Here is a 24617-nt window from a genome sequence, read left to right as displayed (position 1 = left end):
CAGACCTCGAAAGGGGCGGCCACTGCACGAGCGATGGCGGCGCTCTGCGGCCGGAACATCACCGGATGCTCTCGGCGGGGCGCTCGCCGTCCGCAGGGGCGGAGACGGTGACGGGAGCCTGGGTGCTGGCCTCCCGCCGGCGGAAGGCCCGGGGGTAGGCGCGGGCCAGGGTCATGGTGATGGCGGCGGCGATGGCGGCCTTCAAGAGGTCTCCCGGCAGGAAGACGAGGCTTTGCAGCGCCGTGGGACCCAGGGGCAGGCGGGTGACGAACGCCTGGACGGGGATGCCGAAGGCGTAGATGACCACGATGCCGCCCACGAGGATCCCCAGGATCGTCCGCCACCGGGACAGTCGTGGTCCACCGTGGACGATCAGTCCGATGACGAAGGCCCCGACGATCCACCCCGCGAGATACCCGGCGGAGGGGCCGACGAAGACCCCGAGCCCGCCGCGACCGCCGGAGAGCAAGGGCAGCCCGATGGCCACCAGGATGAGCAGGACGATCATCGACAGCGCCCCGCGCCAGGGGCCCAGAACGGCACCGGCGAGCATCACTCCCAGGGTCTGGGCGGTGATCGGGACGGAGCCGAAGACGGAGAGCCCGCCCGGCAGGCCCAATACGGCGACGATGGCGGTAAAGACGGCGATGCGGGCCAAATCCGCGGCTTCGAGACGACGGGGTTTCATGGGATCCCTCTCGGGCCGGTCGCCCGGCCTCAACACTTGAACAATGTTCATTTGAACGGTGTTCACCTTAGCTGGGTGGCACTGGAATCCACAACCAGGCGCCCAGGTGCGCGCAGCGGCCTCCGCCGTCCTGAGCCCTCAGGTCAGGGAAGGATGGTGATCGGATCGCACCGTCAGCACGGGAACCCCCGCATGGGCTATGCACTCTAGGCTGACGGAGCCCAGCAGCATGGAAACGAATTCATTATGGCCCCGGTTCCCCAGCACCAGCATCCGGGCGTCCGCGGATGCCTCGGTGAGTTCGACCCCGGGGCGTCCGCGGCGCAGCAGGCGTTCGAGCGGTACGGGGCAGCCGTCGGGGAACACCTGGTCGAGCAGGCGGTCCTGGGCTGCCTGCGCCTCGTCCTTGAACGCGGAGTCCTGCAGTTCGATGTCGGCGGTGTAGAACTGCGGGACCTGCCAGCATGTCACCACCCGCAGACCGGTCCCCAATGATCGGGCCAGTTCGGCGGCCTGGTGCAGGGCGGCTGCGGAGGAGGGGGAACCATCGATGCCGACGGCGATGGGGGCGGGGGATTCAGGCGCATTCATGTCGGGCCTTTCGGTGGGTGTGCGTGACCGGGCAGGGTGTCGCCGGGATCAGTCGCCCAGGTGCACCAGCATGATGCCGCCGAGGGCGATGCAGGAGACCAGGACGGTGGAGGCGGCAGCCAGGATGAAGGGGCGGACGCCCACGCGGACCAGGTTGCGGATCTTGACTCCGCAGCCGAGGCCGAACATTGCCGCAGACAGCAGCGCGGTCTGGGCGAACTTGCCGGCCTCGAGGACCCCGCCGGGCAGCTCGACGGTGGAACGCAGCGCGATCATGGCCAGGAAGCCGATGATGAACAGGGGAACGATGGGTGGGCGCTTGCCATCGGCCGCAGCGATATTGCCGTTGCGGCGCTGGCGGATGCTCAACACGGCGACAACGGGGGCCAGCAGCAAGACACGGGCCAGTTTGACGATCACTGCGACAGCGAGCGCGCCGCCACCAATGATGCCGCCGGCGGCAACGACCTGGGCGATCTCGTGGATGGAGCCACCGGCCCAGAGGCCGTTGAGCTCGTTGCTGAGCCCGAGGGCCTGGCCGAGGAGCGGCACCAGGGGGATCATCAAGGTGCCGAAGATGACCACGAGGGCGACGGCGGTGACCACGTCTTCCTCCTCGGAATCGGCGACGCCTTCGACCCCGGCGACGGCTGCGGCACCACAGATGGAGAAACCGCAGGCGATCAGCAGCACCTGCCCCGGGCGCATCTTCATCAGCCGACCCATCAACAGGGTGCCGAAGATGCCACCGGCGACGATGCAGACGATGACCACCAGCATCGGTGCGCCCAAGGAGACGATGTCCCCGATGACCAATTGCAGGCCCAGGAAGACGATGCCGAGGCGCAGCAGCTTCTTCGCGGCGAAGGTGATTCCCGGGGCGGTGCGTTCGGGCAGTCGCAGGAGATTCGTGGTGGCGATGCCCAGCACGATGGCGATGATCAGGGCGCTGACGCCGGGCAGCAGATGACTCAGCGTCATGGAGAGGGCGGTGGCGACCGCGCACACCAACAGTCCGGGGGCGAAGCGTTGGAAAAGGTGGCCGCCGCGGGTTGCGACGCCTGGACGTGTTTGGGTATTGGTGCTCATGAACCGAGGTTTTCACGCCGCGCCCACCGCCGGTAGCCATCGGTTCGGCATGGGGTCATATCATGAGCGTATGGGTTTGAACTGGCCGGATCTGCATGCACTCGAACTGCTGGTCGCCGTGGTGGATGAAGGCAGCGTCGGTGCCGGGGCGCGCAGCATGGGTATGGCACAGTCCAATGCCAGCCGCCTGATCTCCCGGCTCGAGGCGACGGCGGGCACCCCGCTCCTGCAACGCGGCCCTCGAGGTTCCGTGCCCACCGCCCGGGGCGTGGAACTGGCCGAGGCAGCGCGGACATTGTTGAAGCAGTCCCGGCACTTTATGGGAGTGTTGGGCGCCGGGAAGACCGCAGGGCCTGTCGAGTTGCGGGTCGGGGCCAGCCAGACGGTGGCCGAAAACCTGCTGCCGGCGTGGCTGGCAGAATTGCGCCGGCGTTTGCCTGAGGTGCGCGTACAGCTCCAGGTCCTGAATTCGGCCCAGGTGATCTCCAAGGTCCAGCACGGGACCTTGCAACTGGGCTTCGTGGAGACGCCGCATCTGCCGGTGGGGATTAGTGCCGCTGTGGTTCAGGAGGACGAGTTGGCCGTCGTCGTGGGTCCGGAGCACCCGTGGTCGGAGCGACACGGGAGCCTGGGGTTGCAAGAGTTGGCCCGGACCCCGCTGGTGGTCCGCGAACGGGGGTCGGGGACCCGGGAGGCACTTGAACAGCTCCTGGCCGGACGCGAGGCGGCGGAGCCGGCGCAGGTGCTTCACAGTAATGCCGCCGTGCGCATTGCCGTGGCCTCCGGTGCGGGGCCCGCGGTGCTCAGCGAGTTGGCCTTGCGGGAGCAGCTGGCTTCCGGGACGTTGTTGCGGGTTCCGCTCGATGGCGAAACGCCACACCGTCCCCTGACGGCCGTCTGGTTGGGGCCGCAGCGACTAGCCGGGCCGATCGCGGAACTCGTGGCGATCGCCGCCGACTAGACCGGGGCCGGTCCTGCTACGGTGAGCACGGGTGGACGGTGTGGTCCGGCCAGGCTGGCGGGTCACCTGATTCACTGGCCTGCTCCGCTTTGGGGTCACGACCCGTTCGCGTGGTGACCTGCTATTTGGTGCCACCGACAAGGCAGTCCGGTGTGGGCTTGATCGTCAAAGGTGCGTTTGCGGCGCACCGGAAGAGGTGAGCACAGCATGGCAACGAATCCTATTGTGGTGGGCGTCGACGGTTCGGACGACTCCAAGGCCGCCCTGAAATGGGCTGTCGAATACGGGCGCCGGTACGAGGCCCCCGTTGAGGCACTCGCAGTTTGGAATGTCCCGTACTCTTTCGGGTTTATGCCTCCCTACGCCGGAAGCCGGGCTGAGGTCAAAGAGAATGCCCAAAAGATGCTGGACGATACCGTGCAGGACGCCGTGGGTGGTGATGCGGGGGTGATCCAGCGGATCGAACATGGCCTCCCTGCCGAAGTGCTCGTCGTCGCCTCGGGATCGGCGCAGCTGCTGGTGCTGGGTACGCGCGGCCATGGTGCCTTCGCCGGGATGTTGCTGGGGTCGGTGAGCCAGCACTGCGCGAGCCATTCCAAATCCCCCTTTGTGGTGGTCCCGAATCCTGAAGGTCGGGGCAAGCCGAAGAAGTAGGTCCAGCGACGGTGCCCTGCTCCGGGCCCACGGAGTACTTCCGGGGGCCCGGAGCCTCGCTAGAGCGCGGGGCGCTGTGCTCCGGTGAAGGTCACGCCGACTTCAGGCTGTCGAGGACACGCTGCGCCTCATCGGCGATATTCTGCATGGCCTTCTGATCTGCTTCCTTGCCTTGGACCTGCAGCTGTACTTGCAGCCCGTCGTCGAGCAGCGAGACGTTGGAGCCGGGGATCTCGGTGCCCTGCACGGTGATCACCGTGCGCAAGGCCACCGATGAGGGCGCCTTGGTCGTGACCTTGGCTTCCTCCATCTTCATCTTGGTCTTGATGCCCATGAGTTCAACGTCCATCTGCTGGCAGTCGTCCAAGGCGTCTATTCCCTCATCGAAGGTGGCCTGGGTTTCTGCGGGGTCGCCCGCGGACATGATCGTGATCGAGATGGACTGCATCGGGTCCTCAGGGTTTGGATACGTGCCGACCGCGATGTTGTTCTTTTTCAGTTCTGATTCTATGTCGATGCCCCGGGCTGAATTGCACTTTTCGGGAGAAATCTTCATTCCCTCAACCATGGCCCCGGCGGCACCTGCCTGGGCGCGCAACGTCTTCCCCGAAAGAATCTGAGCTCCTGGATCCTCGTCGAAGAAGTCGGTCACTGCCTTCTTGAGCTGGGTATCGGAGAGGGCTGCGCCATTCCCGGCGTCGGAACCTTTGGCTGCAGGGGACGAACCGCTCTCAGCTGATTGCGCCGGTGGGGCACTGGAGGACTGGGCGTTGGCCGCTGGGGCGGAAGTCGATGCCTCGCCGGCGGCGCCCGGGGTCGAGGATGATGCCGCCGCGGGGGAATCATCGGATGCTGAGTTCGCTGAACCGGAGCAGCCGGTCAAGGCCAGCGCGGCCGCCAGGGGGATGGTGAGGTAAAGCGGTTTCTTGGACATATGTTCCTCCGTCGGATGAGGGCAAGTGATGGGAAGAAGCCTTGAAATGGTGATCGGCCCCCGCTCGATGGGTAGCGGGGATCCGCGCCACTTGGGTTAACCTATCCGATGGATGACTGGGGGGCTAGACACGTGCCCCTCTGGTGCTGGACAGTGCTGCGGGTGGCCGGAAGGCGCTGCGGAGGAGGGCGGCAGGTCCTGACACGAAAAAGGTCCCCGGCCGAAGCCGGGGACCTGATCCTGGTGACCCAAATATATGTGCCCTCGAAAGGATTCGAACCTTCGACCTTCTGCTCCGGAGGCAGACGCTCTATCCCCTGAGCTACGAGGGCGTGCCGCAGATTGCTGCGCGGCGGGGAACCTCAAAGAGCTTAGCAGGAACCGGACGCCCACGTGCAACCCGGGCGGCCCCGGGGCACTAGTCGGGATTCTCCGGGCGCCGGGCAACCCGTGAGGCCGCCCAAGCGCCGGCCATCAAAATACCTGCCGAGGCGATGCCGGCCAGGGCCCCGAAGGCGCCGGTGGCCGGTGTGGCCCACCAGGAGAGCAGGAAGACGACGACGGTGAGAAGCTGGGCAGCGATTTGCGGCGCCGCAGCGGCCCGGGCGGCTTCGAGGAGCGCGTCCCGGGTGAAACGGGCCGATCGTGGTGCCAGGGCAGCCAGCGCCAACAACAGATAAATGCCATGGGCGGCCACAACATACAGCGGCAGGGTCCACAACCCCACCGTGCTGACCTGCAGGTAGGCGGCGCCCAATAACAGCAAGGCAATCAGGGCCGTGACGTGTTGGGGCCAGCGTAGGACCAGCACGGCGACGGCGACCACGACGGTCACCCCGGAACCGAGAGCCAGAGGGTCCCACCCCTCGGCGTTGAGCACCGCCGCTGGCAGGCAGCCGGCCACGAGCATACCAGCCGCCAGGACGGCCAGCAGTGAGGCCGGATATGTCCCGACGGCCAACGGCTCCATCGACGGGGGACGGCGTTCGGGAAGGAACCGACGCGACAACATGTTCATCGGACACCTCCGGGCAGGGAGTTGGCACGGGCCCGGGACAGTCCCCAGCGTTCCACGGATTCCCGCAGGCCCGCCGCGGGCAACACCTCGATGCCCTCGGCAGCCAACTCGGCCCGCACTGCGGCACGGGTGGCCATGAGCAGGGTCAGGGCCTGGGCCTCGGAGAAGGGGAGATCGGTGGCATCTGGTTCGGGCAGGGTGTCGACGACGGCGACGATATGACCCGCCCTCACCCAGCGCGCCGGAATCGAAGCGACGTCGTGGTCCAGCAGGGGGGAGAAGAAATAGACCAGTGTTCCCGGCGCCGGTGTCGGTAACCGCCTGGGCAGAAAGCTGCTGGCGGAAACCATCAGGGCGGCGAGGCGCCGACGCACCAGTTCCAGCTGGCGGTACCCGGCCGCCGGACGGACCGGAGAAGAGAACCCGACGGCGTCCAGCATTCCGACCCGGTCACCACGGGCCAGGTAGGCGGCGGCCAGGGAGCCGGCCGCACTGCGGGTGAGCTGGAGACTGGTCTCCATGCGCAGCGCGTCCAGGGTCGGGTCGATCCAGGCGGCGACGCGGCCGGGGAAATCAACCCGGGCGTCGATCGCCAGGGTCACCCCGGCGTCGGCTGGGGCCAGGTAGCGGCGGACCAGGGGTATGCCCGAGGCGTCGGTACTGCGGGCCGAAGCCCTCCAGTCGATATGGCGGCGGTCATCGCCGGGTTTGAGTGGGCCGACATCTCGCAGTTCGGTCCCTCCTCCACGCAGGCGGGCGTGATGGTTCCCCGCATGGGCACGTAGCGCCGAAGGGATGGGCAGACGTCGTACCGGGTCGGGTTGCGGCTGGAGCATGGCCGTGAGTTTTCCGGTCTCCGCCTCGTGACGGCAGATGCCCAGATCGGGGCTGAAGGCCGATACCCGGTAGACCAATAGATCGCGCCGCCCACCGCGCGGGACCCGGATGCCGAGCCCGGTCGATTCCGCCGTCGTGGTGACCACCGCCGATTCCCGCCCACCCGGGGCCACGGCTCGTACGACCATCAATGCGGGGCCCGCCTGCGTGTTATTGGCAGCATCACGGAACAGGATCCGGCGTCGGGCCCCTCCCAAGAGGGGCCCACGAGTGGAGCGATCGAATTCGACGGTGGGGACATGCTGGTTGCCGAAACGTCGCGGCGTGGAGACGGCGATCAGGGCGAACAGGGCCCCGAGCACCGCGATATCGGGGCGGCGGGCGATGGCAGCCCCGACGCCGAAAAGGAGGGCCAAGAGCACTGCCACCCCCCATTGCGGGGATCTGGCGGCGGGGCCGGCCACCGCAGGCTGCCGTCGGGTATCCACCAGTCGGGAGGCCGGGTGGTCCGTCGTGGCTGGCCGGCCGCCGGATCCGGGGCTCACGGTGCCGTGGCCGGGACCGGAACTGAGCCGGTGACTTCGTCGATGAGCGCCACGGGATCCGTTCCTCGGGCCCACGCCGCAGGGGAGAGCACCAGCCGGTGAGCCAGCACCGGAACGGCCACTTCCTTGATGTCCTCCGGGACCACATAGGCCCGCCCATCCAGTGCCGCGACGGCCCGGGCCATCAACACCAACGCCTGGGAGCCCCGGGGTGACGCCCCGACCTGGACGTCATCCAGCTCCCGGCTGGCTGCCGTGAGGCGTACCGCATAGGCGATGATGTCCGCCGAAACAGGAACCACCGCCAAATCCTCTTGCAGCCGGCGCAGCGAGGACGGATCCAAGACCGCGCCCAGTACCGGCTCCACCAGACCGCGCAGCAACCTCTTGGACACGATGTCCGCTTCGGCCCCCGCCAGCGGATACCCCAGCGCCAGCCGGACCAGGAAACGATCCAGCTGTGCCTCCGGCAGCGGATAGGTGCCTTCGAACTCCACCGGGTTGGAGGTGGCGAAGACATGGAAGGGAACGGGGAGCGGATGGGTCGCGCCCTCGACGGAGACCTGCCCTTCGGCCATGGCCTCCAAGAGTGCGGATTGGGTTTTGGGGGAGGTGCGGTTGATTTCGTCGGCCAGCAGCAGACCGGTGAAGACGGGGCCGGGCTGAAAGTCGAAGCTGCGGGCGACGGGATCGAAGATCGAGGAGCCGGTGACATCGGAGGGCAGCAGATCTGGTGTGCACTGCAATCGACGAAAACCCAGTCCGAGTGTCTGGGCGAGGGACCGGGCCGCCAGGGTCTTGCCCAACCCCGGCATATCCTCAAATAAGACGTGGCCCCCGGCCAGGACGGCGGCCAAGGCCAGCCGCAACGGGTCACGGGTGCCGATCACCGCCTGCCCGACCCCCTCCAAGACTGCGGTGCCCGCGGCGGCGATACGCGCGGTCACTTCTTCGGCGGTGGCGCTTTCCATCGGCTGGGGGCCTGCTGCGGGATCGGTCATGAGCGACCTTTCATCGGGGGAGGGGGCAGAGATGGGTCCTGAGAGAGCCAGATATCGACTTCGTAGGCCGCTGCGGTGGCCTGCCGGGAGGTGAGATCGCGGCCGGCCTCCAGCTCACGGTGGGCCACCGCGGTGGCCGGGCCCACCGTTTCGGCCTCTCCTGCGAACCGGACCGCGGTGCGGACGGCGTGCTCCAAGGCCTGGGCCGCCGGGGAATGCCGGCTGAGGCGCTTGGAGAGCAGCGAGAAGGACAAGGCCCGGAAGCCCTGGTTGCCGTTGGGTGGACGCCCGGGATCCAGCGGAAGCCGGGTGGAGAACGTCAACAGTGGAAGGATCGTGAACACGTAGCCCAGACAGACGCCGAGGGCCGTGAAAATCGCGGTATGGCCGGCATCGATACGGGTGTAGAGACAGAAACCCCAGGCGATGACGCCGAAGGACAGCGGGCCGATCCACGCAGATTTCCCGGGTTTTCCCGGCTGTGGACGGTTCATGCGTTCACGCTGGCGGGGCGGGGAGGACGGTGTCGGCCGGCAGCCGAGACTTCTTCGGCGAGCAGGATGAAATCGGCGCTGGCGCGGCGCCACTGGGCCGCGTCGGGTTCCCATCCTGGGGCTCCGACGTCGTATCTGGCCCGCTCATAGAGGGCCAATAAACGGGCCAAGGGGGCGCTGGAGACCCCGAAGGCTGCCAGCATGGCCCCGGCGTGCTCGGTGGGTGTCTGGGAGCCGCGGCGCTGCTGCCCGGCCGACGCGGCGAGGCGTTCGAGCTCGGCCCAGGAAGCAATCAGGCGGGAGGGGCGCTGATCTGCGGTGGCTTCCGCAAGCGTGGCCCCAGCACCTGAGAGGCTCGCAGCCACTTCGGCGCGCAAGGTGGCTTCGCGGGCGATCTCGTCGGCCACAGCGGTTTCGGGTTGGGCGTCGGCACGGTCCCTGCGGCGCATGGAAAGCACCAACAAGGCCAGCAAGAGGATGATGCCGGCAAAGATGGTGGCGGCGATCGTCTGGCCGATGGACGAGATGGTGTCCTGGTCCGGCTGCTTCTGCGGGGCCACCGTACCTTCGATCGGCCCCTCGGATTCCGGTGCTGCCGACGGGGAGGCATCCGCGCTCAAGGCCCCGGTCTGCTGGGGGAGCCCCGCCGGGCTGTTGTGGCTGAGGGACGGCAGGCTCGCCGCACCGAAAACGACCAGCAGGGCACCGAGGAAAACCGCCAGAAATGCCGCGGTAGGACGCGGTATCCCGCCCGTGGTTCGTCCCATTGCCATCCTCTTGGTCATCGTTGACCTGCTGGTGGGTGAATCTACCAGTAGGAGCATTCTGACGGCAGGGGTGCACGATGACGGGAGCCTGGTGAGGGACCGGTCGGGGCAGTGCGGTCATCGAATCGGAGTCGGGCCTACCTGACAGTTATCCTTGGTGGGTGACTCCTGAAGAACTCTCCCTCGCCATTTCCGCCTGCCTGCGCGAAGCCGTTGCCGCCGGTGAATTCACCGTCGATGTGCCCGACGAAGTGCGGGTGGAACGACCCAAGAGCCGTGACCACGGTGACTGGGCCACCAACATCGCCCTGCAGCTGGGAAAAAAGGCCGGTATGAACCCGCGCGAGTTCGCCGGTTTATTGCGCGAACGCCTGGTCTCGATCCCCGGGGTCGCCTCCGTCGACATCGCCGGGCCCGGTTTCCTGAACATCACCCTCGACGCTGCTGCCGCCGGCGAGCTGGCCAAATCGATCGTCGAGGCCGGGGCCGCCTACGGCTCAAACGAGACCTTGGTCGGGCATGTGGTGAACATGGAATTCGTTTCGGCGAATCCCACCGGTCCGCTGCATATCGGGCATACCCGCTGGGCCGCGTTGGGCGACTCGATCGCCCGCGTGCTCAAGGCCAGTGGGGCCGAGGTGACGCGCGAGTACTACATCAACGACGCCGGCAAGCAGATGAATGTCTTCGCGCGTTCGGTCTACAACCGCCTGCATGACCTGCCGGTGCCCGAGGGTGGCTATCCGGGTGAATACATCGCCGAGCTGGCGGCTCAGGTCGCTACCGAGCACCCGCGGATCCGTGAACTGACCGAGGAGGCAGCACTTCCCGTGGTGCGGGAGTTGGCCTATGCGGCCCAACTCAAGGACATCAAGGAAACCTTGAAGGACTTTGGGGTCAGCTTCGACGTGTTCTTCTCCGAGCAGCAGTTGCATTCCGAAGGTGCCGTCGAGGCCGCAGTGGCGCGTTTGCGCGAACAGGGCCATGTGGAGGACCTGGACGGCGCCGTGTGGTTGCGCACCACCGATTTCGGAGATGACAAAAACCGGGTGATGGTCCGGGCCAACGGCGAACCCACCTATTTCGCCGCAGACGCCGCCTATTACCTCTCGAAGAAGGACCGCGGCTACGACGAGAAGATCTACCTGCTCGGCGCCGACCACCACGGCTACGTTTCGCGTCTGCGTGCCATTGCCGCCTGTGCCGGTGACGACCCGGACCACAACATCGAGATCCTGATCGGGCAGCTGATCTCCGTCAACGGCGCCAAGCTCTCCAAGCGCGCGGGCAATATCATCGAGCTGCGGGACCTGATCAACTGGCTCGGGGCTGATGCCTTGCGTTACTCGCTGGGGCGCTACCCGGCAGATTCGCCGATGGCGTTGGATCCCGAGCTGCTCAAGAAGAACACCAACGACAATCCGGTGTTCTACGTCCAGTACGCCCATGCACGGTCCTGCGCCGCGGCCCGAAATGCCGTGGCCAAGGGTGTGGAACGCACTGGATTCGATGCCGGCCTGCTCACCCACGCGACCGAGAACGACCTGCTGGCCATGCTGGGGCAGTTCCCTTCGGTGGTGGGTCAGGCGGCTTCGTTCCGGGAACCGCACCGTGTGGCGCGCTACCTCGAATCGCTGGCCGGGGCCTACCACCGCTGGTATGCGGCGGCCCGCATCACCCCGTTGGCCGACGGACCGGTCGAGGACATCAACCGCACCCGCCTGTGGCTCAACGACGCCACCACCCAGGTGCTCGCCAACGGATTGGACCTGTTGGGCGTTTCGGCACCGGAGAAGATGTAACCGTGGCCGCATCGAATCTGGCTCCCGACTGGTTGAGCTACCCGAGGGACATCAACGAGTTGCGCCGGGTCCAATGGGCCGCCGGGGTGGCCCGCACCGAGGACGGCGAACTGGCCGTGCAGGGCCTGCGCGTCTCCGAGCTGGCCCGCGCATACGGTACCGCCCTCTTCGTGCTGGACGAGGACGACTTCCGGGCCCGTGCCGCCGGCTTTCGTGACGCCTTCGACTCCGCTTTCGCCGAACTCTGCGGCGGGGTCGACGTCTACTATGCCGGCAAGGCGTTCCTGAGCATCGAGGTGGCCCGCTGGGTGACCGAGGAAGGCCTGCGGCTGGACACCTGTTCGGGCGGCGAACTGGCGGTGGCTCGGCGCGCCGGAGTGCCGGCGGCGAACCTGTCCCTGCATGGGAACAACAAATCCGCCGCTGAGATCGGCACCGCCCTGGAGATGGGGTTGGGCCGCATCGTGGTGGACAGCCAGGATGAGCTCGAACGCATCATCTTGATCGCCGGCACGCAGGGTGCCATCGCCAACGTGATGCTCCGGCTGACCCCGGGGGTCCATGCCAGTACCCACGAATTTATTGCCACCGCCCATGAGGACCAGAAATTTGGTCTGTCGATGGTCCCCGATGCGACCGGTAGTTCGCCGGCAGCGGTGGCCGTGGCTCGGGCACTGGAGGCAGCTGAAGTGAACCTGTTGGGCGTCCACGCCCATATCGGCTCGCAGATCTTCGAAGCCGAAGGGTTTGAAATCGCCGCCCGCACCATGCTCGGCTTCCTGGGCGCCATCCGGGATCGACACGGGGTGGAACTGCCCGAGCTGGACCTGGGCGGTGGCTACGGGATCGCCTATACCGAAGCGGATACCCCGCGGGAGCCCGCCGAACTGGCCCGGGCCATGGCCGCCGTCGTCGACGAAGAAGCCACTGTGTTGGGGTTGGCGGTCCCACGGATCTCCATCGAACCCGGACGAGCGATCGCCGGACCGAGTACCTTCACCCTCTACGAGACCGGAGTGCGCAAGACCGTTCAGGTCGAGGACGGGAACGGCACACTGCCCCGACGCTACGTTTCGGTCGATGGTGGGATGAGCGACAATGCCCGCCCGGTCCTCTACGAGGCTGACTACAGTGCGGTGCTCGCCTCGCGTGTGACGGATGCCGAACCGATTATGTCCCGTGTGGTTGGAAAACACTGTGAAAGTGGTGACATAGTCGTCCGGGATGTTTACCTGCCGGACGACGTCGCGGCGGGCGACCTCCTCGCGGTCCCTGGAACCGGTGCGTATTGCTGGGCTTTGGCCAGTAATTACAACTACCTGGGCCGGCCCGCGGTGATCGCCATTCGTGGCGGTGTCGCCCGCGTCATCATCCGCAGGGAAACCGAAGACGATTTGTTGGCCCGTGACATGGGAGCGTAGGTAACACGTGAAAAAACTCAAGGTGGCCCTCCTCGGCTGCGGCAATGTCGGTTCGCAAGTCGCCAGGATTTTGCTGGACGACGCCGCAGTGCTTGCCGAACGGACCGGGGCTGAACTGGAACTAGCAGGCATCGCCGTGCGCAACCTCGAGGCGCCGCGCGATGTTGAATTGCCCGCAGGGCTGTTCACCACCGATGCCGAGGCACTGGTGGACTCCGCTGATATCGTCATCGAGCTCATGGGCGGTCTGGAACCGGCAGCCTCCTTGATCCGCCGGGCCATCGATGGCGGAGCCACCGTGGTCACCGGGAATAAGGCGCTGCTGGCCAAGGACTTGCCAGGACTTGCCGCCCGAGCCAATGAAGCCGGTGTCCAGCTCTCCTACGAGGCAGCCGTGGCCGGTGCGATCCCGATCCTGCGGCCCATCCGCGATTCCTTGGCCGGTGACCGGATCACCAAGGTCATGGGCATCGTCAACGGGACCACCAACTACATTCTCGACGCGATGGACACCACCGGCGCGGCCTTCGACGATGCCTTGACCAAGGCCAAGGAACTCGGTTATGCCGAAGCCGACCCGACGGCGGACATCGAAGGCCATGACGCCGCCTCGAAGGCAGCGATCCTGGCGACCCTGTCCTTCCACGCCCCCTTCGACCTGGACGATGTGGACTGCGAGGGCATCACCTCCGTCACCGCCGAAGACGTCGCCGCCGCCCGCGAACAGGGAATGGTCATCAAACTCTTGGCGATCGCCGAACGGCTGGGCAATGGTAGCGGGACCGAGGGCGTCGGGGTCAGGGTCCACTCGACCCTGATTCCGCGCGTCCACCCGCTGGCTGCCGTGCACGGGGCCTTCAACGCCGTGTTCGTTGAGGCAGACAACGCCGGCGAACTGATGTTTTACGGCCAGGGCGCCGGTGGACGACCCACGGCTTCCGCAGTCGTCGGCGATGTGGTCTCCGCGGCCCGACGCGTCGTCCTGGGTGGCCCCGGACGCACCGAAGCCACCGTGGGCCAGGTCAAGGCCCTTCCCATCGACGCGGTGCGGACCAGCTACAGCATCGGTCTACAGGTGAGTGATAAGACCGGCGTGCTGGCCAAGATCGCGAAGATCTTTACCGACCACAAGGTGTCCATCGAAACCATGCGCCAAAGCCCCGAGGACGTCGAGGGGGATGCCCCCGGCTCGGCCTCGCTACGCTTCGTCACCCACCGTGGCAGCGAAGCGGCGTTGGCCGCCACCGTGGCAGATATCAAGGAACTCAGCGTCGTCACCGCCGTGACGTCCGTACTCAGAGTCGAAGGAAACTAAGTGGCCCACCAGTGGCGCGGTGTTATCCGCGAATACGCATCCCGACTGCCCGTGGACGAGTCCACCCGGGTGATCACCCTGGGGGAGGGCGGCACCCCGCTGGTCTTTGCCCCGGCCCTCTCCGAACTCACCGGCTCCGAGGTGTACCTGAAGGTCGAGGGGATGAATCCCACCGGCTCCTTCAAGGACCGCGGGATGACCATGGCCATGACCGCTGCCGTGGCTTCCGGCGCCCAGGCCGTCGTGTGCGCCTCCACCGGCAACACCTCGGCCTCCGCTGCCGCCTACGCCACCCAGGCGGGCATCACCTGCGCCGTGCTGGTCCCCGACGGCAAAATCGCCATGGGCAAGCTCTCCCAAGCCATCGCCCACGGTGCCGAACTCCTGCAGGTCAACGGCAACTTTGATAACTGCTTGGACGTGGCCCGCAAATTGAGCGAGAACTATCCGGTATTCCTGGTGAACTCGGTGAACCCTGCACGCATCGAAGGCCAGAAGACCGGTGCCTTCGAAGTGGTCGACTTCCTGGGAGATGCCCCGGATTACCACCTGTTGCCCGTGGGCAACGCCGGGAACATCACCGCCTACTGGAAGGGCTACCAGGAGTACTCCGAGCCCTACGCATCCGCCACCGCAGGCACATTGGCCCCCGTGGCCACCAAACGGCCGATCATGTGGGGTTTCCAGGCTGCCGGCTCGGCCCCCATCGTCGCCGGTCACCCGATCACCGAACCCGATACGATCGCCACTGCGATCCGGATCGGCAACCCCGCCTCCTGGGCCCAGGCCGAAGCCGCCCGCGATGAATCAGGCGGCATGATCGATGCCGTCAGCGACGAGGAAATCCTCGATGCCCACCGCTGGCTCTCGGCCAAGGAAGGGGTGTTCGTCGAACCGGCTTCCGCAGCCGGGGTCGCCGGGCTGCTGAAGCACCACGCCGCCGGGAACGTTCCGGCAGGCAAGAAGATCGTCATCACGGTCACCGGTCACGGACTCAAGGATCCGCAATGGGCGCTGCGCAATGCGGACGGCTCGGACGTCACCCCCACCAAGGTGGACTTCGATGTCGTCGCAGTGGCCGACGCCCTCGGCCTGGCCTGAAGAATGGACCGCACCAATTCCCCGGGCGTTCCCGTTCCCCAGGCACGGGTCCAGGGCCCGGTGATCGCCCCCGGCCAGCGCGTGAAAGTCTCGGTGCCCGGGACCACCGCCAATCTGGGGCCGGGTTATGACTGCCTCGGGTTGGCCTTGGGTCTACGCGATACCTTGACGGTCACCACGACGGCGGAAACCGGGGTCAAGGTCGATATTGAGGGGGAGGGGGCTGGATGCCTGCCCACCGATGCCCACCACCTGGTGGCCCGCACCATCCTCGCCCGCTGGGCCGATGCCGGCGCCGCGCCGGCGGGACTGCGGCTGCACGCGCATAACGTGATCCCGCACGGCCGGGGGCTGGGTTCCTCTGCGGCGGCCATCGTCTCGGGGCTGGCAGCGGCCGATGCCCTGCTGCCCGAGACCCTGCGCCGTGACCTCATCGAGCGCGAACCGCTTTTTGCCGCCGCCGCCCGGCTGGAAGGCCACCCGGATAATGTGGCCCCGGCGGTATATGGGGCCCTGACCTTATCGCTGCAGGACGGGCACGGGGCCAGCAGCACGGCGTTGGAGTTGGACGCCTCGATCCTGCCGGTCGTGGCGATCCCCGACACCGAGCTTTCCACCCGCATGGCCCGTTCGCTGCTGCCCGGAACCGTCGCACACGGTGTTGCCGCGGCGAATGGAGCCCATGTGGGGCTGTTGGTCCACGCCCTCGCGGGTCACCCGGAGCTGTTGCTGACGGCCACCGAGGACCGGCTCCACCAGGATCAACGGGCCCCGGCGATGCCCGCCTCGGCCGAACTGATCTCGCGACTGCGTGCCGCAGGGCATGCGGCAGTGGTTTCCGGTGCCGGCCCCACGGTGCTCGTTCTGGCGACGTCGGCTGAGGAAGCCGATACCGTCGTCGAACTCATTTCCGCTGCCGGGGCGGCAGGGCGCAACCCCGAATCGGTGTCCACCGCCGTGACGTGGCGTGTCCTGATGCCCGGCATCGACCTCACGGGTGTTAGAGTGGAGTCGCACTAGCGGTAATACCCCCGCCATCCGCGACGGAGACATTTGGTCACCATCGGGATCGGGGAACGCACGGATCGTGCACTTCGCGAACTCCATTTTTACGGTTCCCCTGTGTCGACCCGCAGCAGACCGTGTGCGGCTTTCATGCTGGCCGTGCCTCGATTGCCGGGGAACCGGCGGCCACCACACAGGATGAATGCTTCAGGGCACTATCGGCGTTTGTCGATATGTCCGCAGCCGGCCCGCATCTGAAGCGGAGTACCGGAAGACAACCCAGCGGATCGTTCCGATATGATCCGCCCGACGAGGGGGAAGGAACCTTCGTGACCGAAACCACCAGCCTGACCGCAGGCGTGGAAGAAACGTCGACGGCACCACAGAACGCCGGATTGGCCGGGCTCAAGCTCGCCCAGCTCCAGGCGTTGGCGTCACAACTGGGGATCACCGGCGGATCGCGGATGCGCAAGGGTGACCTGGTCACCGCCATCTCGAACCACCAGCGCGGCGGCTCCGTCGCGGACCGCGAAAAGACCCCGAAGACCGGATCCGAGGATGGCTCCGCCAAGAAGGCGAAGACCGCCGAGAAGGCGCCGGTAGAGGCTGCCCCGCAGAGCGATTCCGAGGAGCGCCCGGCCCGTGGCCGTGGGCGCAGCCGTCGGGCCAGCAGCGACGGGGCGAGCACGCCGACCGAGTCGAAGGATTCGACGCCGGCCGCCTCCACCCCTCAAGCCGATACCGAGAGCTCCAACGAGTCCGGCTCCAACCAGCGTCGAGGCCGCGGCTCACGCCGTTCCCCCGAGACCGTTGAAGGCAACGAGGCCCCACAGGCTTCAAACCAGGATGACGGCCAGCAGCACGAAGGTTCGCAGTCCTCGGGTCACACGGACGAACGCCAGGACCGCGGGAACGACCGTTCGCGTAACCGTCGTTCACGCAACCGCCGCGACAACAACGATTCCGGAAACTCCTCTGACTCCCGCGAGACACACCGCGAAGAGAACCAGAAGAGCCAGCAGAATGATGCGGGCCGGAACGACCAGCAGGAGAACCAGCGGGACAATAACAACCGCCGGGACAACCAGCAGGACAATAACAACCGCCGGGACAACCAGCAGGACAACCAGCGCGATAACAACAACCGCCGGGATAACGACAACCGCCGGGACAATGACTCCAACGACCGCAGCGGGCGCAACAACCGCCGCGACCGCAACCGCAATCGCAACGACCGCAATGATCGTAACGACCGGAACAACCGTCGCGGACGCAACCGCAATCAGCCCGAGGTCGATGACACCGAGGTCACCGAGGACGATGTCCTGCTGCCGGTGGCCGGGATCCTGGACGTCCTGGAGAACTACGCTTTCGTGCGCACCTCCGGCTACCTGCCAGGACCCAACGACGTCTACGTCTCGCTGAACCAGGTCAAGCGACACAACCTGCGCAAGGGCGACGCCGTTGTTGGCGCCATCCGCGCCCCACGCGACGGCGAGAACAACAACAACTCGGGCAACCAGCGGGCGAAGTTCAATGCCCTGGTGAAGCTGACAACGGTGAACGGCAAGCCGGTCGAGGAAAACAAGGACCGGGTCGAGTTCAATAAGCTCGTCCCGCTCTACCCCTCCGAGCGTTTGCGCTTGGAGACCGAGGCCAAGCTCGTCGGGCCCCGCGTGATCGACCTGGTCGCCCCGATCGGTAAGGGCCAGCGTGGCCTGATCGTCTCGCCGCCGAAGGCCGGTAAGACGCTGATCCTGCAGTCGATCGCCAACGCCATCACGGTGAACAACCCCGAGGTCCACCTCATGATGGTGCTCGTGGACGAGCGCCCCGAAGAAGTGACCGATATGCAGCGCACGGTGAAGGGCGAGGTTGTTGCCTCGACCTTCGACCGCCCCGCCGACGATCACACCACGGTGGCCGAACTGGCCATCGAACGCGCCAAGCGCCTCGTGGAAATGGGGATGGACGTCGTCGTCCTGTTGGACTCGATGACCCGCCTGGGCCGTGCCTACAACCTCAGCGCCCCGGCGTCGGGCCGGATCCTTTCCGGTGGTGTCGACTCGGCGGCCCTGTACCCGCCGAAGCGCTTCTTCGGTGCCGCCCGCAACATCGAGAACGGCGGCTCGCTGACGATCCTGGCCACCGCACTGGTGGAAACCGGCTCCAAAATGGACGAGGTCATCTTCGAGGAGTTCAAGGGAACCGGCAACATGGAGTTGCGCCTGTCCCGCCAGCTGGCGGATAAGCGGATCTTCCCCGCAGTGGACGTCCGCGAATCGAGCACTCGTCGCGAGGAGAACCTGCTCTCGCCCGAGGAGATCAAGATCATGTGGCGTCTGCGCCGTGTGCTCTCCGGCCTGGAGACGCAGCAGGCGTTGGAGCTCCTCACCTCCAAGATCCGCGAAACGCAGTCCAACGCGGAATTCCTGATGCTGGTGTCCAAGACGACCCTCGGGTCCAAGTCCGACTCCTAGCTACCCGTACCGCCCGGATCCGGTCCCGCCATCGTGCGTGGACCGGGCCGGGCGTTATGCGTTAAGCCCCAGAGAAGGCCCGTTCGTCCCTAGACTGGTGCCCACACAGAACCCGCAACCGCCAGTGGTGCCGAGAAAGAAGTACAGCCATGTTCGAGTCCATCCAGTCCCTGCTCGACGAGCACGCCGAACTTCAGGCGCGACTGAGCGACCCTGCCGTCTATCAGGACCAAGCCGAGGCCCGGAAACTAGGCCGCCGCAGTGCCCAGCTCAACGGCATCGTGGAAGCGCATCAGCGTTACGTCCAGATCACCGAAGACCTCGAGGCTGCCCGTGAGATGGCCGACGAAGATGCCGAATTCGCCGATGAGGTGACCTCGCTGGAGGCCGAACTGCCGGTAGCCGAGGAAAAGCTGCGCCGCCTGCTGATCCCGCGGGACCCCAACGACTCGCGTGACGTGATCCTCGAAGTCAAGGGCGGTGAAGGCGGCGACGAGGCAGCACTTTTCGCCGCAGACCTGCTGCGGATGTACACCCGCTATGCCGAACATATGGGGTGGAAGACGGAGCTCATCTCCTTCAACGAATCCGATCTCGGCGGCTATAAGGACGCCCAGATGGCGATCAAGGGCAAATCCAACGACCCGGCCCAGGGCGTCTACGCCCACCTGAAATTTGAAGGAGGGGTGCACCGCGTCCAGCGGGTGCCCGTCACCGAATCCCAGGGGCGAATCCATACCTCGGCCGCCGGCGTACTGGTGCTGCCCGAGGTCGACGAGCCGGAGGAAGTGGACCTTCACCCCAATGACCTCAAAGTCGATGTCTACCGCTCCTCGGGTCCCGGTGGCCAGAGCGTGAACACCACGGACTCGGCGGTACGTCTGACCCACCTGCCCACCGGGATCGTGGTGGCCATGCAGAACGAGAAGTCCCAAATCCAGAACCGTGAGGCCGCCATGCGCGTGCTCCGTTCGCGTCTGCTGGCCCACCAGCAGGAACAGATCGACGCGGAGAACTCCGAGGTCCGCAAGTCACAGGTGCGCACCATGGACCGTTCGGAACGCATCCGCACCTATAACTACCCGGAAAACCGGATTGCCGACCACAGGACCGGCTATAAGGCCTATAACCTCGACCATGTGATGAACGGCGAATTGGAGCCGCTGATCAACTCCTGCATCGAAATGGACGAACAGGCCCGTCTGGACGCCATCGGCGACGACCAGAAGTAGGGTTCCGGTGGAATTGGAGCAGGCACTGCGCACGGCGGTGGGACAACTGCGCGACGCCGGTGTCCCTTCTCCACGTGCCGATGCCGAACTGCTGGCCGCCCACCTGTTGTCGGTTTCGCGCGGGCGTGTCTTGGCAATGGCCCTGGCGGGGGCGCCGACGCCCGAAGGCTATGAGGAACTGGTGGCCCGCAGGGCCCAACGGATCCCGTTGCAGCATCTGACCGGTATCGCCTATTTCCGTCACCTGGAATTGGCGGTGGGGCCCGGCGTCTTCATTCCGCGCCCCGAAACCGAACTCCTGGCCCAATTGGCCATCGACCGGGCCCGGGCCGTGCTGGCCGAACAGGGCAGCGTGAGGGTCGTGGACCTGGGAACCGGTTCCGGGGCGATCGCCGCCTCGGTGGCCAGCGAAGTCCCCGGATCCGAGGTCTTCGCCGTCGAACTCAGCGACGAAGCCTTTCCGTGGGCGCAGCGCAACACAGCACCGCACGGTGTCACCCTGCTCGCCGAGGATCTGCGCACCGCCCTGGCGCCCCAGGGCGGGACCTTCGACATCGTCGTTTCGAATCCGCCCTATATTCCGCCCGGCGCCATCCCACGGGACCCCGAGGTCCGTGACCACGATCCCGAGCTGGCCCTGTATGGGGGAGGGGACGACGGATTGGACCTGCCGCGGGCGGTGATCGCCACGGGGGCCCGCCTGCTGGTTTCCGGCGGTTACCTGGCCCTGGAACACGCTGAAGTCCAGGCACCATCGATGCTGGAACTCTTCGCCCAAAGCGGTCGATGGCGTGATGTCATCGGCCATCGTGACCTCAACGACGCCGACCGGGTGACAGCCGCCTACCTGGCCGAGACCGCCGTCCCCGCCGGATCGACATGGAAGAATGGACCCCGTGACCGAACGCTTTGACTGCACCACCGAACCCGCCCGCTCCGAAGGAATCGCCGCCGCACAGACGGCCATCACGGCCAAACAGTGCATCGTGATGCCCACGGACACCGTCTACGGGATCGCCGCCGACGCCTTTTCGGCACAGGCGGTGGCCACCTTGCTGGCCGCCAAGGGCCGGGGACGGAACATGCCGCCACCGGTGCTCATCGCCCGGGTGGGGACCATGGACGGTCTGGCCGCCGAGGTCCCCGAGGACGCCCGGCTGCTGGCCAACTTTTTCTGGCCCGGCGCACTGACCTTGATCCTGCGCAGCCAGCCGAGCCTGTCCTGGGATCTGGGCGATACCCGCGGCACCGTGGCCCTGCGGATCCCCGACGATTCGGTGGCCCGGGACCTGCTGAAGGAAACCGGCCCGCTGGCGGTCTCCAGCGCCAACCGGTCGGGCCAGCCGGCCGCGACCACGGCTGCCGAAGCCGAGGAAATGCTCGGAGAATCGGTCTCCGTCTACTTGGATGAGGGGCCACGGCCTCCAGAGCAGGAAGGCCTGGAAACATCCTCGTTGCCCTCGACCATTGTTGATTGCACCGGAGATGTCCTGCGCGTGGTGCGCCAGGGGGCCTTGAGCCTGGCGGAACTGCGCGAAAGGGTCCCCTCCTTGCTCGGTATCGACGAGTCAGGGCCCGACGCGGCCAACGTTCAAGCCGAACCCGAAGGTTCTGGTGTAGAACTGAAGGAGGACGACGACGCCGGGGAACCCGGCACGCCGTCGGCCACCGCCTAGGACCGCGGGACCTACCGCACGTACGACCCAAGATTTCGGGTGCCGCCCACCGCGGCACCTGCCGGGACACCGGACCATTGACGAGGAGCACAGACCTGAGCGTCGCGAACACATGAGCACCAGGCAAAGCCCCGATCTACCCAAAACCGCCAGTAGCGACCGGATCCTCTGGCTCGGTTCGCAATTCCTGCTCGACGCCGTGGCCTGGGTCATCGCGATCATCATCGCCATGATCCTGCGCTACGAAATGACCTTCGACCCGGCAAAGATCGACGGCGTCGCCATCATCGCCGCCGTGGCCATCGTCAGCCAGCTCATCATCGGCACCGCCCTCTCGCTCTACCGGGGCCGCTATAGCTTCGGGTCCTTCCACGAAGCCAAACTGCTGGTGATCGTCACCGTCACGGTCTCGGTGATCCTGACCATCGTCTTGCTCTTCGCGGGCATCCCGATGCAGATCGCCCGCGGCATCGGCCTGATCGCCTTCCCCTTCGCCTGCATCTTCATGGCAGCAATCCGCTACGCCAAACGCATGCACGTGGAAAGCAAAACCAAACCAGGGGACCACGCCGAACGCACGCTGATCTACGGGGCAGGGTTCGTGGGCACCTCCATCGTGACCCGGATGAGCAACGACCGGCTCTCACCCTGGCAGCCCGTCGGGCTGATCGACGACGACCCGGGCAAGAAGCACTTGCGCATCTCCTCCGTCCCGGTGCTGGGCCGCAGGGAAGATATCCCCGACATCGTCCGGCGCACCCGGGCCACGGTGATCCTGCTGGCCATGGCCAATATGGATGCCGTGACCATCCGGGAGATCAGCGACCTGGGGCATTCGCTGGGCCTGAAGGTCCTGGTGGTTCCTCCGCTGCGCGACATGCTGACCGGGGGGCACGAATTCTCGTTCCGGGAGGTCGATATCGAGGATCTGATCGGCCGTCATCCGGTGGATATTCATGTGGACGAGATCGCCGGCTACGTCACCGGCAAACGGGTGTTGGTCACTGGTGCCGGTGGATCCATCGGCTCCGAGCTCTGCCGCCAGATCAGCATGTACTCGCCGGCCGAACTGATCATGCTCGACCGGGATGAAACCGGTCTGCAGACCACCCAGATCTCCCTGACCGGTCGAGGCCTGCTCAATGGGCAGGACACGGTGCTGGCCGATATCCGCGACGCCGAAACCCTCACCGGGATCTTTGTGGACCGCAAGCCGGAGGTCGTCTTCCACACCGCGGCGCTCAAACACGTCTCGCTTTTGGAGCAGTACCCGGAGGAAGCCTGGAAGACCAACGTGCTCGGTAGCCTGAACGTGCTCAACGCGGCACGGGCAGCCAACGTGGACACCTATGTCAACATCTCCACCGATAAGGCAGCCAACCCCACCACGGCATTGGGCCACTCCAAGCGCGTCGCCGAAAAGCTCACCGCCTGGATGGGCGAGGAAACCGGTTGCAAATACGTTTCCGTCCGCTTTGGCAACGTTTTGGGCAGCCGCGGGTCCGTGCTGCCGTTGTTCACCGAGCAGATCCTCAAGGGCGGCCCGGTCACCGTCACCGACCCGGAGGCCACTCGGTTCTTCATGACCATTCCCGAAGCCTGCCAGCTGGTCATTCAGGCCGGCGCCATCGGTCGCGGCGGGGAAGTGATGATCCTGGACATGGGCAAGGCGGTACGCATCCTCGATGTCGCCGAGCATATGATCCAGCTCAGCGGCAAGGACGTGGAAATCGTCATCACCGGCCTGCGTCCAGGAGAGAAGCTGCACGAGGACCTCATCGGCGAAGGTGAAGGCGACGAACGCCCGCTGCACCCGAAGATCTCCCACGCCCATATCGACGTCTTGGATCCAGCAGTGATGGACCTGGGGGAGTGGAAACACCGTCAGGGCCTCACCGACGCGCCGGCGCCGGGCAGCCAAGGCGCCGTCTAGTGCCCGGAACAGCCATCGTGGCCATGATCGCTGCGTTCCTTGCCGGCGCTCTGCTGCCTTTTGCCCTCATACCGCTGCTGAAGCGACTGGGGGTCATCGACGTACCCAACGACCGTTCCTCGCATACCATCACCGCGGTGCGCGGACTGGGGCTGACCATCACGGTGGCCATCATGCTCGGATTTTCGATCATCTGGTTCACCGCAGATAATCCCTCGGGGGGACTGCTCCCCGTCGTGGCCGGGGTTGCCCTCGCTGCTGCGATCCTGGGCTGGGTGGAGGACTACCGCGGGGTATCGGTGGGGTGGCGATTCTCCCTGCAATTGATCATCGGTGCCCTGGGTACGACGGCGATGGTCATCCTCACCGGCAGCTCCTGGTGGTGGATCCTCGTCGGAGCGCTGGCCTTGAGCGCCTATATCAACGTTGCCAATTTCATGGATGGCATCAATGGGATCAGCGGACTGCACGGGATGGTGGTCGGACTCTTCTTCGCCGGCGCCGGGGCCATCGACAACCAGACCTGGCTGATCGCCCCCTCGCTGGTCGTTGCCGCGGCCTTCGCCTCCTTCCTCCCCTGGAATCTGGGGCGGGGACATGTCTTCCTCGGGGACGTGGGAAGTTACCTGCTGGGCGGCTCATTGGCGGCATTGGGTGCTGCCGCCTTCCTGAACGGAATGGAAGCCGGTTACCTGCTGGGACCAGTGGTCATCTACCTGGCGGATACCGGGTACACCCTTTTGGTCAGGATCCGCGGCGGGGAACGCTGGTATGCCGCCCACCGACAGCACGTCTACCAACGACTGACCGACGTCGGTCTGAGCCATCTCGGCTCGTCCCTGATGGTGGCCGCCGCGACCGCGCTATGCGCCGGTGGTGCCATGCTGGCCGTGCCGTCGAACGGGGTGGGACAGTACCTGTGGGGCGTCTTCATCTTGTTCGTGGTGTTTCTGTATCTCTCGAGTCCTGCCTGGATCGGGCGACTGCGCGGCAACGTCGCGGCCTAGCCACCCCCGGTGCAGAATACTTTTCTATCTCGTGTAGAATCGGACGAGGTTTCCAGCGGAAACACG

General features: G+C 66.1%; 22 protein-coding genes and 1 tRNA gene. 13 read left to right on the top strand and 10 right to left on the bottom strand.

Features of this window, described 5'->3' with window-relative positions; all coding sequences use genetic code 11:
- Positions 1-58: 58 nt before the first annotated feature.
- The 3 genes from CIK75_RS08430 to CIK75_RS08420 all read right to left on the bottom strand — a co-directional run bounded on the left by CIK75_RS08430 (position 59) and on the right by CIK75_RS08420 (position 2368).
- Positions 59-688: a biotin transporter BioY gene (locus tag CIK75_RS08430; protein ID WP_198962414.1), complete on the bottom strand. Its 630-nt coding sequence runs from the start codon at positions 686-688 to the stop codon at positions 59-61.
- 138 nt (positions 689-826) lie between these two features.
- Positions 827-1279 (bottom strand): universal stress protein, encoded by a 453-nt coding sequence (locus tag CIK75_RS08425; RefSeq protein WP_096223607.1) that lies wholly within the window; start codon positions 1277-1279, stop codon positions 827-829.
- A 48-nt stretch (positions 1280-1327) separates the two neighbouring features.
- The gene (locus CIK75_RS08420; protein WP_096223606.1) at positions 1328-2368 is read right to left on the bottom strand and encodes a YeiH family protein; all 1041 of its coding nucleotides are present in this window, start codon (positions 2366-2368) and stop codon (positions 1328-1330) included.
- A 70-nt stretch (positions 2369-2438) separates the two neighbouring features.
- Between CIK75_RS08420 and CIK75_RS08415 the strand changes: the two genes are divergently transcribed.
- Both CIK75_RS08415 and CIK75_RS08410 read left to right on the top strand, forming a co-directional pair.
- Positions 2439-3329, top strand: coding sequence for a LysR family transcriptional regulator (locus CIK75_RS08415; protein ID WP_086998875.1), 891 nt, complete (start codon positions 2439-2441; stop codon positions 3327-3329).
- Between the two features lie 207 nt (positions 3330-3536).
- Positions 3537-3983: a universal stress protein gene (locus CIK75_RS08410; protein WP_086998878.1), complete on the top strand. Its 447-nt coding sequence runs from the start codon at positions 3537-3539 to the stop codon at positions 3981-3983.
- Positions 3984-4074: 91 nt separating this feature from the next.
- Here the strand turns inward: CIK75_RS08410 and CIK75_RS08405 are convergent, their stop codons facing one another.
- The 7 genes from CIK75_RS08405 to CIK75_RS08375 all read right to left on the bottom strand — a co-directional run bounded on the left by CIK75_RS08405 (position 4075) and on the right by CIK75_RS08375 (position 9579).
- Complete coding sequence (locus CIK75_RS08405) at positions 4075-4917, bottom strand: hypothetical protein (protein WP_096223605.1); 843 nt, start codon at positions 4915-4917, stop codon at positions 4075-4077.
- Between the two features lie 259 nt (positions 4918-5176).
- Positions 5177-5249 (bottom strand) — tRNA-Arg (locus CIK75_RS08400).
- 86 nt (positions 5250-5335) lie between these two features.
- On the bottom strand, positions 5336-5935 hold the full coding sequence (locus CIK75_RS08395) for a hypothetical protein (protein ID WP_096223604.1): 600 nt from the start codon (positions 5933-5935) through the stop codon (positions 5336-5338).
- Positions 5932-7317, bottom strand: coding sequence for a DUF58 domain-containing protein (locus CIK75_RS08390; protein ID WP_086998885.1), 1386 nt, complete (start codon positions 7315-7317; stop codon positions 5932-5934). The genes CIK75_RS08395 and CIK75_RS08390 overlap by 4 nt, the downstream gene beginning before the upstream one ends.
- Positions 7314-8318 (bottom strand): MoxR family ATPase, encoded by a 1005-nt coding sequence (locus tag CIK75_RS08385; RefSeq protein WP_096223603.1) that lies wholly within the window; start codon positions 8316-8318, stop codon positions 7314-7316. The genes CIK75_RS08390 and CIK75_RS08385 overlap by 4 nt, the downstream gene beginning before the upstream one ends.
- Positions 8315-8812 carry a hypothetical protein gene (locus tag CIK75_RS08380; RefSeq protein WP_086998891.1) on the bottom strand — a complete coding sequence of 166 codons (498 nt, stop codon included), beginning with the start codon at positions 8810-8812 and terminating at the stop codon, positions 8315-8317. The genes CIK75_RS08385 and CIK75_RS08380 overlap by 4 nt, the downstream gene beginning before the upstream one ends.
- Positions 8809-9579 (bottom strand): DUF4129 domain-containing protein, encoded by a 771-nt coding sequence (locus tag CIK75_RS08375; protein WP_158225929.1) that lies wholly within the window; start codon positions 9577-9579, stop codon positions 8809-8811. The genes CIK75_RS08380 and CIK75_RS08375 overlap by 4 nt, the downstream gene beginning before the upstream one ends.
- Positions 9580-9740: 161 nt before the next feature.
- Between CIK75_RS08375 and argS the strand changes: the two genes are divergently transcribed.
- The 11 genes from argS (at position 9741) to CIK75_RS08320 (ending at position 24551) form a co-directional block, all read left to right on the top strand.
- Complete coding sequence (gene argS, locus CIK75_RS08370; protein ID WP_096223602.1) at positions 9741-11381, top strand: arginine--tRNA ligase; 1641 nt, start codon at positions 9741-9743, stop codon at positions 11379-11381.
- Positions 11382-11383: 2 nt separating this feature from the next.
- Positions 11384-12802, top strand: coding sequence for a diaminopimelate decarboxylase (gene lysA / locus CIK75_RS08365; protein WP_086998900.1), 1419 nt, complete (start codon positions 11384-11386; stop codon positions 12800-12802).
- Between the two features lie 7 nt (positions 12803-12809).
- Positions 12810-14117, top strand: coding sequence for a homoserine dehydrogenase (locus tag CIK75_RS08360; RefSeq protein WP_096223601.1), 1308 nt, complete (start codon positions 12810-12812; stop codon positions 14115-14117).
- On the top strand, positions 14118-15218 hold the full coding sequence (thrC, locus tag CIK75_RS08355; RefSeq protein WP_086998906.1) for a threonine synthase: 1101 nt from the start codon (positions 14118-14120) through the stop codon (positions 15216-15218). It abuts the gene before it with no gap.
- A gap of 3 nt (positions 15219-15221) precedes the next feature.
- Positions 15222-16238, top strand: coding sequence for a homoserine kinase (gene thrB, locus CIK75_RS08350; protein ID WP_086998908.1), 1017 nt, complete (start codon positions 15222-15224; stop codon positions 16236-16238).
- 314 nt (positions 16239-16552) lie between these two features.
- A complete protein-coding gene (rho, locus tag CIK75_RS08345) occupies positions 16553-18703 on the top strand; it encodes a transcription termination factor Rho (RefSeq protein ID WP_086998949.1) in 2151 nt (716 codons plus the stop codon).
- Positions 18704-18852: 149 nt separating this feature from the next.
- Positions 18853-19935: a peptide chain release factor 1 gene (gene prfA / locus CIK75_RS08340; RefSeq protein ID WP_086998911.1), complete on the top strand. Its 1083-nt coding sequence runs from the start codon at positions 18853-18855 to the stop codon at positions 19933-19935.
- Positions 19936-19942: 7 nt separating this feature from the next.
- A complete protein-coding gene (gene prmC / locus CIK75_RS08335; RefSeq protein WP_096223600.1) occupies positions 19943-20848 on the top strand; it encodes a peptide chain release factor N(5)-glutamine methyltransferase in 906 nt (301 codons plus the stop codon).
- Positions 20832-21611, top strand: coding sequence for an L-threonylcarbamoyladenylate synthase (locus CIK75_RS08330; RefSeq protein WP_096223679.1), 780 nt, complete (start codon positions 20832-20834; stop codon positions 21609-21611). Before prmC ends, CIK75_RS08330 begins: the two co-directional genes overlap by 17 nt.
- A gap of 112 nt (positions 21612-21723) precedes the next feature.
- A complete protein-coding gene (locus tag CIK75_RS08325) occupies positions 21724-23544 on the top strand; it encodes a nucleoside-diphosphate sugar epimerase/dehydratase (protein WP_096223599.1) in 1821 nt (606 codons plus the stop codon).
- The gene (locus CIK75_RS08320) at positions 23544-24551 is read left to right on the top strand and encodes a UDP-phosphate glycosyltransferase (RefSeq protein WP_241895366.1); all 1008 of its coding nucleotides are present in this window, start codon (positions 23544-23546) and stop codon (positions 24549-24551) included. The genes CIK75_RS08325 and CIK75_RS08320 overlap by 1 nt, the downstream gene beginning before the upstream one ends.
- The last annotated feature ends 66 nt before the right edge of the window (positions 24552-24617 follow it).

The sequence above is a fragment of the Glutamicibacter sp. BW78 genome, assembly GCF_002332245.1.
Classification (GTDB): domain Bacteria; phylum Actinomycetota; class Actinomycetes; order Actinomycetales; family Micrococcaceae; genus Arthrobacter_H; species Arthrobacter_H rhombi_A.
The sequence above is the reverse complement of the archived record's forward strand: the minus strand, read 5'-3'. Positions and strand labels throughout refer to the sequence as shown.

Excerpts from the sequence above, each read along its gene's own strand:
- CIK75_RS08430 (WP_198962414.1), bottom strand. The coding sequence starts at position 688 with ATGAAACCCCGTCGTCTCGAAGCCGCGGATTTGGCCCGCATCGCCGTC.
- CIK75_RS08425 (WP_096223607.1), bottom strand. The coding sequence starts at position 1,279 with ATGAATGCGCCTGAATCCCCCGCCCCCATCGCCGTCGGCATCGATGGT.
- CIK75_RS08420 (WP_096223606.1), bottom strand. The coding sequence starts at position 2,368 with ATGAGCACCAATACCCAAACACGTCCAGGCGTCGCAACCCGCGGCGGC.
- CIK75_RS08415 (WP_086998875.1), top strand. The coding sequence starts at position 2,439 with ATGGGTTTGAACTGGCCGGATCTGCATGCACTCGAACTGCTGGTCGCC.
- CIK75_RS08410 (WP_086998878.1), top strand. The coding sequence starts at position 3,537 with ATGGCAACGAATCCTATTGTGGTGGGCGTCGACGGTTCGGACGACTCC.
- CIK75_RS08405 (WP_096223605.1), bottom strand. The coding sequence starts at position 4,917 with ATGTCCAAGAAACCGCTTTACCTCACCATCCCCCTGGCGGCCGCGCTG.
- CIK75_RS08395 (WP_096223604.1), bottom strand. The coding sequence starts at position 5,935 with ATGAACATGTTGTCGCGTCGGTTCCTTCCCGAACGCCGTCCCCCGTCG.
- CIK75_RS08385 (WP_096223603.1), bottom strand. The coding sequence starts at position 8,318 with ATGACCGATCCCGCAGCAGGCCCCCAGCCGATGGAAAGCGCCACCGCC.
- CIK75_RS08380 (WP_086998891.1), bottom strand. The coding sequence starts at position 8,812 with ATGAACCGTCCACAGCCGGGAAAACCCGGGAAATCTGCGTGGATCGGC.
- CIK75_RS08375 (WP_158225929.1), bottom strand. The coding sequence starts at position 9,579 with ATGGGACGAACCACGGGCGGGATACCGCGTCCTACCGCGGCATTTCTG.
- thrB (WP_086998908.1), top strand. The coding sequence starts at position 15,222 with ATGGACCGCACCAATTCCCCGGGCGTTCCCGTTCCCCAGGCACGGGTC.
- prfA (WP_086998911.1), top strand. The coding sequence starts at position 18,853 with ATGTTCGAGTCCATCCAGTCCCTGCTCGACGAGCACGCCGAACTTCAG.
- CIK75_RS08325 (WP_096223599.1), top strand. The coding sequence starts at position 21,724 with ATGAGCACCAGGCAAAGCCCCGATCTACCCAAAACCGCCAGTAGCGAC.